Raw genomic sequence first — 6,999 nt, 5'->3', positions numbered from 1 at the left:
TTCGAACCTATCTTTGCCTGCTTTGCATATATGGAATACAGGTTGCGTGTCAGTATAGTTTTGTAGCACTTGATCAGGACAAAACAGCTATTTTTCTGACCATATGGAGAAAAATCATTTTGCTGATTCCACTCATTTTCTTTTTGTCTCATATTGTTGCGAATCCAACCATCGGTGTATTTTTGGCTGAGCCGATTGCGGATTTTGTGGCTGTTTGTACGACGGGGAGTTTATTTTACAGATACTATCGGAGAGAATTAGCGGATAAGAGAGATTCATGAGGTGCTTTCTTTTGCTGCGTGCTATAATAGGACATAAAAGAACAAATGAAATTGCAAAAAGCAGAGCAAACGGATTTTCCTGTCATTCAGAAATTTTATTGGGATGTCTTTGAGAATAGAAGTCGACTTTTGTCCTGTCTTGTGTATCACGGAAGTGCCTGTTTTACAGGCTTTCCGGGACATCAGTCATTTTGGCTGGTATTGTAAAGCAGTGTCAGATTTGTCGTAAATGTCGTAAATTTGCGGTCAAAAAATGATGAGAAATGGAGAGTGCTAATAAAATGAAATTAACGTACACGAATGTAAATTGAAATCTGACTCCGAATCTTACTTATAAATCCGGTGAGCAGATGGAGCAGTTTGGCAAGTATGGATTCTTACGCAGAGATTATCTGAAGAACCATCGAAATTCAACCTACCAGGTGATGCTTTTACAGGATACAATTGGAGAACATCTTCTGGAAGTGGACAAGGCGGCCAGAGAACGGGAAGAAGTGATTCTGAAACAGTTGGAAGAAAAAGAACCATTACCGGATAAAGAGAAAGATCAGATTGCGTGGGTAAGAGCTGCTAATCAGCACAGAGCGTTTGTGGAAGAGATTATTTTGAAGGAACTGATCTATGTTTAACAAAGTTGAAGTTTGTAACTGAGGATTGAACAGGTAATTGGACAGATTAAAAAATCATTGAAAAAAGAATAAAATGTTTAGAGAAGGCGTGAGTGATAGAGATATTACTTACGCTTTCTCTTTTGAACTGGAAAGGAGGATGGGAGCATGGCACAGATTTTTCGTGTAGAGAGAACTAAGAATTTTACGGTAATGAGTAATCACCATTTCAAGAATAAGAATCTGACATTGAAAGCGAAAGGTCTATTGTCGCTGATGTTAAGTTTGCCAGATGACTGGTATTACAATATGCAAGGACTGGCAACATTGAGCAGAGATGGGATTGATTCTGTTCGTTCTGCAATTTTTAAGTTTCGCTAAGTTTCACTTATGTAGGTGTCTGAGGGAAATTCAATAGTTAAAACATGAAAAAAGCACTGAAAACCGTTGGATTATTGGTTTTACAGTGCTTTTTCTTTTGCCAAAGAGGAAAAATGCAGTGAACTTAAGTTTTGCTAAGTTTCACTGAGTTCTAATTTTACAGAGCGCCATTGTTTTTTTGGTTCAAATTTTCCACAATCATCACAGGTATAAGGCCAGTTGAGCATCATGAGAAAAACAACAGAGTATAAACTGTTTGAACAAAACCTGTAAAGAAAATAAACAAAGTAACTAATAAATTTCTTAGTTAGTTGATTCTATACGAAAACAGGATTATGATAATTATCGACATATGACGGAAATAAAAAAGGAGAAATTATGGCGCGACCAAGAAGATGCAGAAAAATCTGTACAGAACCTGCATATGACAGTTTTAAACCGGAAGGAATCTCTGTGGGAGAAGAGATTACTATGACCGTAGATGAATACGAAGTGATTCGACTGGTTGACCTGGAAAAATATACACATGAACAGTGTGCAGAGCGAATGGGAATCTCAAGGACAACAGTGACTGAGATCTATGAATCCGCACGTTATAAACTGGCAGACAGTGTGGTAAATGGAAAAAAGTTACATATTTCAGGGGGCGACTATCAGTTATGTGATGGAAAGAATGTATTTTGCTGTAACAGACTCTGTAAAAGATCCGAAGAATCCGTCAGAAAAATAATCATTCAAAGAAAGGTTGGAGAACAGACAGCACTGAAAGAGGCAGGAATCCGGTTATATGGAGGCGTAAAAGGAAATGCAGATAAAGCGATAGAGGCTTATTTGAAAGGAAACCTTGACTATAATCCGGAAGTACACTGTACCACACACGAACATGGTCACTCCTGTGGCGAGCATCACTGTGGTGAAGAGAAACACGGATGTTCCGGAAATGGTGAAAATCAATAGGAAATAAAGTACTTTCTTTGGTTTTTCTCTAAAAAAAAGTAGTGGTTTGATGTACTTAGGGCTAGACGTCGCGCTAGCGACTTGGTACAATAAAAAACAACATGGTTTTATACCAAAAGAAAGGACGATTTATTATGAAACTGAAAGTTGGCGTACAGCTTTTCTCGGTTATGACCGAGTTGGCAAATGACTACCTCAAAACTCTGGAGAATGTTGCAAAAGCAGGCTATAAGTATGTTGAGTATGTAGATGTTCCCGGCAACAGCCCCGAAGAAATCGGCAATAAAGTAAAAGAGCTTGGTCTGACTGCTATTGCAAGCCACGTACATTTTGATCCTTTTACCTCTACCCATGAAGATATGGTTAAGATTGTAGAAGACAACGTCAAGATGCATTCGGAAGCTATTATCCTGCCGATGGGTATCATGACCACAATGGAAGAGATCAAAACAGTTGCCGCAGCCTGCAATGAAATGGCTGCTCTGGCAAAAGCACACGGCATGGCTTTCTATTATCACAACCACTGTCAGGAATTTTATCAGGTTGAAGGCAAAACCGCTTATGAATGGCTGGTTGAACTGACCGATCCCGAACTGGTTTTCTTCGAAGTCGATACTTTCTGGGCAACCCGCGGCGGACAGAAGGCTGTTGAACTGATTAAAAAGCTCGGTTCCCGTGCAAAACTGATCCATCAGAAAGATATGGGTAAATCTGCTGATCCGATCAACCTGATTGAGGGTGTTACCGATCTGACCAGAGAGAACTACTGCGAAAAGATTTTCGGCCGTACAAATCCGACCGATATCTGCACCGTTGGCACCGGTATCATGGATATCCCCGAAATCGTTAAAACTGTAACTGAGCTTGACTATGCTCCTTACATTATTGTTGAACTTGACTGCTGCGCCCGTCAGACCGAAGAAGAGTACAACACTCCTCTTTCGCCTCTCGCAAGCATCAAAGCAAGCCGCGAGTATCTCGAAAGCGTTATCGGCTGATTTAAACTTAATAAAACGCGCTTCCTTCTCCGGAAAATGAGGTGACCCCAAAAAGTTAGACTTTTGCGAGACGATTTCGGTCGTCTCGTTTTTCTTTATGTAGCTAGGATATGAAGCCTGTATTGAACAGGGCTCATCCATCTTAACTTCTCTTTTATTCGTTTTTCATTGTAGTATTTTATAAAACGTTCTATCTTAGATTTTAATTCCTCGTAGCTATAGTAAACAACACCATAGTAAATTTCTTGCTTGAGCAGTCCAAAGAAGTTTTCCATTACAGAGTTATCCAGGCAGTTTCCCTTTCTTGACATACTTTGAAATATACGTTCTTCTTTTAGTCTATGAGAATATGCTTTCATTTGGTAAGCCCACCCTTGATCAGAATGAAAAGTTCTTCTGTACGGACAATCCGCAGTGATCTCAATTGCCTTATCTAAAGCATCCATTACGTTCTTTGCAGAAGGTTTCCGGTGTAAAGGTGCCTGACACCAATGGATTTATGCTGTTTCAAAACAAGCCTTGAGCATTTGCGCAAATTCTTCAATATAGTATCCGGATAGGATAAAAATATCCCCTTTCACGAAAGAAAAATTTTTGTGAAAGGGGATGTTTTTTACAAGTATAGTAAATGCATGTATTTTACAGAATGTCACTTCCATCCGGTATTTTAGAAATAATCTGTCGGTTGACACTGAACAGGAAAGTCAGTGAAACAACAAGAGATGCAACCTCTGCAATCGGGAAGCACCACCATACCACATGCAGTCCTCCGATCCGGGAAAGAAGGTAGGCTACCGGGATCAGGACCACGAGCTGACGAAGGATCGATACGATCATGCTGTATACTGCTTTTCCGAGAGCCTGAAATACTGTTCCGCAGATGATACAGAACCAGGCGATCAGATAATGAACCCCGATGATACGCAGTGCAGGTATACCGATGGCGAGCATATCTTCGGAAGCATTGAACATTCCAAGAAGAACCTGTGGAATCAGCTCAAAAGATAAGAATCCGACAAAGGTCAGACAGAAAGCAGTGATCAGGCTGAGTTTGATCGTTTTGATCATACGTTTTCTGTTCTGAGCCCCGTAGTTGAAGGCAATGATCGGCGTGATACCATTGTTCAGACCGAACACCGGCATGAAGAAGAAACTCTGAAGCTTGAAATATACACCGAACACAGCGGTTGCTGTGGATGAGAAAGCAATCAGGATCCGGTTCATGGAGTACGTCATCACAGAGCCGATAGACTGCATGATGATCGAAGGAACACCGATCGCATAGATCGTTCCGATGATTTTGATATCCGGACGGAATCCCTGAAAACGGATCTTAATCTCTGTGTTAAACTTGTGATTGCAGGTAAACGCAACGACAGCAGCGACACACTGGCCGATGACGGTTGCCACAGCGGCACCGGTAACGCCCATGGCCGGACATCCCAGCAGACCGAAGATCATGATCGGATCCAGAATGATATTGGTAAGAGCTCCGCATAACTGGGAAGTCATGCTGAAAAGTGTTTTTCCGGTGGAGGTTAGAAGGCGTTCAAAGTAAATCTGTGCAAGTAAACCGAAAGAGAAAATCATAACGGTACGAAGATATTCGATGCCCATCTCCATGATCTCAGCATCCGCACCTTTGATCTGGCTGGCATAAAATGGTTTTACAACGGTAAATCCCAGAATCAAAAATACAAGATAACTTAAAAAATACAGAAAAGCTGCATTGACACCGATCTTATTGGCTTCTTTAAACTTATGTTCCCCCAGTGATCTGGAGAGCAGAGCATTCATACCGACACCGGTACCGGTTGCAACAGCAATCAGTAATGTCTGTAAAGGAAAGGCAAGAGAAACAGCAGTAAGGGCATTCTCGGAAAGCTTCGCCACGAAGATACTGTCAACGATGTTGTAAAGTGCCTGCACGAGCATGGAAATCATCATCGGTAACGACATATTAAATAAAAGTTTACCGATGGGCATAGTTCCCATTTTATTTTCTGCTGCAGGGGCAGAAGTATTTTCTTTTGTCATAGGTCCTCCAATCTGTATGATATGTTTGGCTTCGCAGCGCAAAAAAGCGCCAACGATGTATGATACCACTATTTGTTGTAAGATTCAAGAAAAAAGAAAAAGTTCATAATATTTTGCATTGAGAACCGGAAACGAAAACTGTATAATGAAAACAATACGAAAGACAGGAAAATGAGGTGTGGGAAGAGCAATGATTACATATAATTATGGGAACAGTCATTCACCGATCACTTTGCTTCAGATGGTGGGAGATCATGATCTGCTGGGAATAGAAAACGAGATCCGGGAGATCCACAGACTGACGGATCAGGAGTTTGCGTTTGTGGCAGTAAAAGTGGAAAACTGGAATCACGATCTTTCACCATGGAATGCCCCGGCTGTATTTGGAACGGAAGATTTTGGAGACGGTGCGGAAAATACACTGGAAGAAGTATTGCAATTGTGTACGGACAACGACCGCAAATACTGTATCGGTGGATATTCGATGGCAGGATTATTTGCCCTGTGGGCAGCCATGCAGACAGATCGCTTCAAAGGTGTCGCAGCAACATCTCCCTCGGTCTGGTTTCCGGGATTCCTGGAAGATATGAAGAGCCGGCGGGTAGGAAGTGACTGTATTTACCTGAGTCTTGGCGATAAAGAAGAAAAAACAAGGAATCCGGTGATGGCGCAGGTGGGAAACTGCATCAGAGAGACGTTTACCTGGCTGAAAGAAGAAGAGATACCGTGTACGCTGGAATGGAATCACGGCGGCCATTTTAAAGAACCGGATATGCGGACCGCCCGGGCCTTCGCGTGGGTGCTGGAAGAACTTGCAAAGAAAGATTAGTATACTTTAAAATATGGAATGGAAAAATACGGGAGAATGAGAAAATGACAACGACAACGTTATGTTACATAGAAAACGAAGGCAAATACCTGATGCTTCACAGAGTAAAAAAGAAGAATGATATCAACGAGGGAAAATGGATCGGTGTCGGCGGTCATGTGGAATATCAGGAAAGCCCGGAGGAATGTCTGGTGCGTGAGGTGAAGGAAGAGACCGGGCTTACACTTACCTCGTATCGGTTCCGTGGTGTGGTGACATTTATCAGCGATACCTGCGAAGCGGAACTGATGTGCGTGTTCACAGCGGATGGATACACAGGGGAACTGATCGAATGCGATGAGGGAGAACTTTGCTGGGTAGATAAAACAGTTGTGCCAGAACTTCCGACCTGGGAGGGCGACAGAGTGTTTCTGGATATGCTTCTTTCCGGGGAAGAAAGATTTTTCTCGCTGAAATTAAGATATGAGGGAGATAAGCTTGTGGAGAAGAAAACTCATTTGTACTAAAAGATAGAGAGGAAGATTTATGCAAACAGTAGGAATAGATATCGGAACAACAACCATAAGCGGTGTGGTTCTGGAAAAAAACGGAACACAAAAACCCCGGATTCTTAAAGCAAAAACAATTGAAAACGGGAGCTTTCTTACAACGACAAAGGACTGGGAAAGGATCCAGGATGCAGAAAAGATTGTAAAGAAGAGCAGACAGATGCTGGATGATTTTCTGGACGAATATCCGGAAGTGGAAAAAATCGGACTTACCGGGCAGATGCATGGGATCGTCTATATCGACAAAGAAGGAACCTGTGTCAGTCCGTTGTATACCTGGCAGGATGCGAGAGGAAGTCTCTGTGAGGAGAATAACGGTTCCCTGACAGAAGAGATTCAGCAGACATGTAACGTGCAGGT

8 protein-coding genes and 2 pseudogenes are annotated in these 6,999 nt (G+C 42.0%); 8 read left to right on the top strand and 2 right to left on the bottom strand.

What is annotated here, in order from left to right:
* The 5 genes and pseudogenes from MSA64_RS04875 to MSA64_RS04855 all read left to right on the top strand — a co-directional run.
* Positions 1-281, top strand: a pseudogene (locus MSA64_RS04875) (MATE family efflux transporter); the annotation flags it as partial.
* A 314-nt stretch (positions 282-595) separates the two neighbouring features.
* Positions 596-910 carry a TnpV protein gene (locus MSA64_RS04870; RefSeq protein WP_262525806.1) on the top strand — a complete coding sequence of 105 codons (315 nt, stop codon included), beginning with the start codon at positions 596-598 and terminating at the stop codon, positions 908-910.
* Positions 911-1,057: 147 nt separating this feature from the next.
* Positions 1,058-1,270, top strand: a complete 213-nt coding sequence (locus MSA64_RS04865; protein ID WP_227616850.1) for a hypothetical protein — start codon at positions 1,058-1,060, stop codon at positions 1,268-1,270.
* A 378-nt stretch (positions 1,271-1,648) separates the two neighbouring features.
* Positions 1,649-2,227, top strand: coding sequence for a DUF134 domain-containing protein (locus MSA64_RS04860; RefSeq protein ID WP_154432417.1), 579 nt, complete (start codon positions 1,649-1,651; stop codon positions 2,225-2,227).
* Positions 2,228-2,361: 134 nt separating this feature from the next.
* Positions 2,362-3,225 carry a sugar phosphate isomerase/epimerase family protein gene (locus tag MSA64_RS04855; RefSeq protein ID WP_158557455.1) on the top strand — a complete coding sequence of 288 codons (864 nt, stop codon included), beginning with the start codon at positions 2,362-2,364 and terminating at the stop codon, positions 3,223-3,225.
* A gap of 95 nt (positions 3,226-3,320) precedes the next feature.
* Here the strand turns inward: MSA64_RS04855 and MSA64_RS04850 are convergent.
* Together MSA64_RS04850 and MSA64_RS04845 are read right to left on the bottom strand one after the other, a co-directional pair.
* Positions 3,321-3,701 (bottom strand): annotated as a pseudogene (locus MSA64_RS04850) (transposase); the annotation flags it as partial.
* A 163-nt stretch (positions 3,702-3,864) separates the two neighbouring features.
* Entirely contained in the window at positions 3,865-5,262 is a 1,398-nt protein-coding gene (locus MSA64_RS04845) for an MATE family efflux transporter (protein ID WP_022173092.1), read from the bottom strand.
* 178 nt (positions 5,263-5,440) lie between these two features.
* Here MSA64_RS04845 and MSA64_RS04840 point away from each other — a divergent pair, with 178 nt between their 5' ends.
* The 3 genes from MSA64_RS04840 to MSA64_RS04830 all read left to right on the top strand — a co-directional run.
* On the top strand, positions 5,441-6,091 hold the full coding sequence (locus MSA64_RS04840) for a hypothetical protein (RefSeq protein WP_330639049.1): 651 nt from the start codon (positions 5,441-5,443) through the stop codon (positions 6,089-6,091).
* Between the two features lie 44 nt (positions 6,092-6,135).
* Positions 6,136-6,597, top strand: coding sequence for an NUDIX hydrolase (locus MSA64_RS04835; RefSeq protein WP_022173090.1), 462 nt, complete (start codon positions 6,136-6,138; stop codon positions 6,595-6,597).
* A 19-nt stretch (positions 6,598-6,616) separates the two neighbouring features.
* The coding region (locus MSA64_RS04830) for an FGGY family carbohydrate kinase (protein WP_287890815.1) at positions 6,617-6,999 on the top strand (383 nt) is incomplete at its 3' end.

The organism is Oliverpabstia sp. (assembly GCF_022785585.1).
Lineage (GTDB): Bacteria > Bacillota > Clostridia > Lachnospirales > Lachnospiraceae > Oliverpabstia > Oliverpabstia intestinalis.
This window is presented reverse-complemented; position numbering and strand designations above follow the sequence as displayed.

Excerpts from the sequence above, each read along its gene's own strand:
- MSA64_RS04865 (WP_227616850.1), top strand. The coding sequence starts at position 1,058 with ATGGCACAGATTTTTCGTGTAGAGAGAACTAAGAATTTTACGGTAATG.
- MSA64_RS04860 (WP_154432417.1), top strand. The coding sequence starts at position 1,649 with ATGGCGCGACCAAGAAGATGCAGAAAAATCTGTACAGAACCTGCATAT.
- MSA64_RS04855 (WP_158557455.1), top strand. The coding sequence starts at position 2,362 with ATGAAACTGAAAGTTGGCGTACAGCTTTTCTCGGTTATGACCGAGTTG.
- MSA64_RS04845 (WP_022173092.1), bottom strand. The coding sequence starts at position 5,262 with ATGACAAAAGAAAATACTTCTGCCCCTGCAGCAGAAAATAAAATGGGA.
- MSA64_RS04835 (WP_022173090.1), top strand. The coding sequence starts at position 6,136 with ATGACAACGACAACGTTATGTTACATAGAAAACGAAGGCAAATACCTG.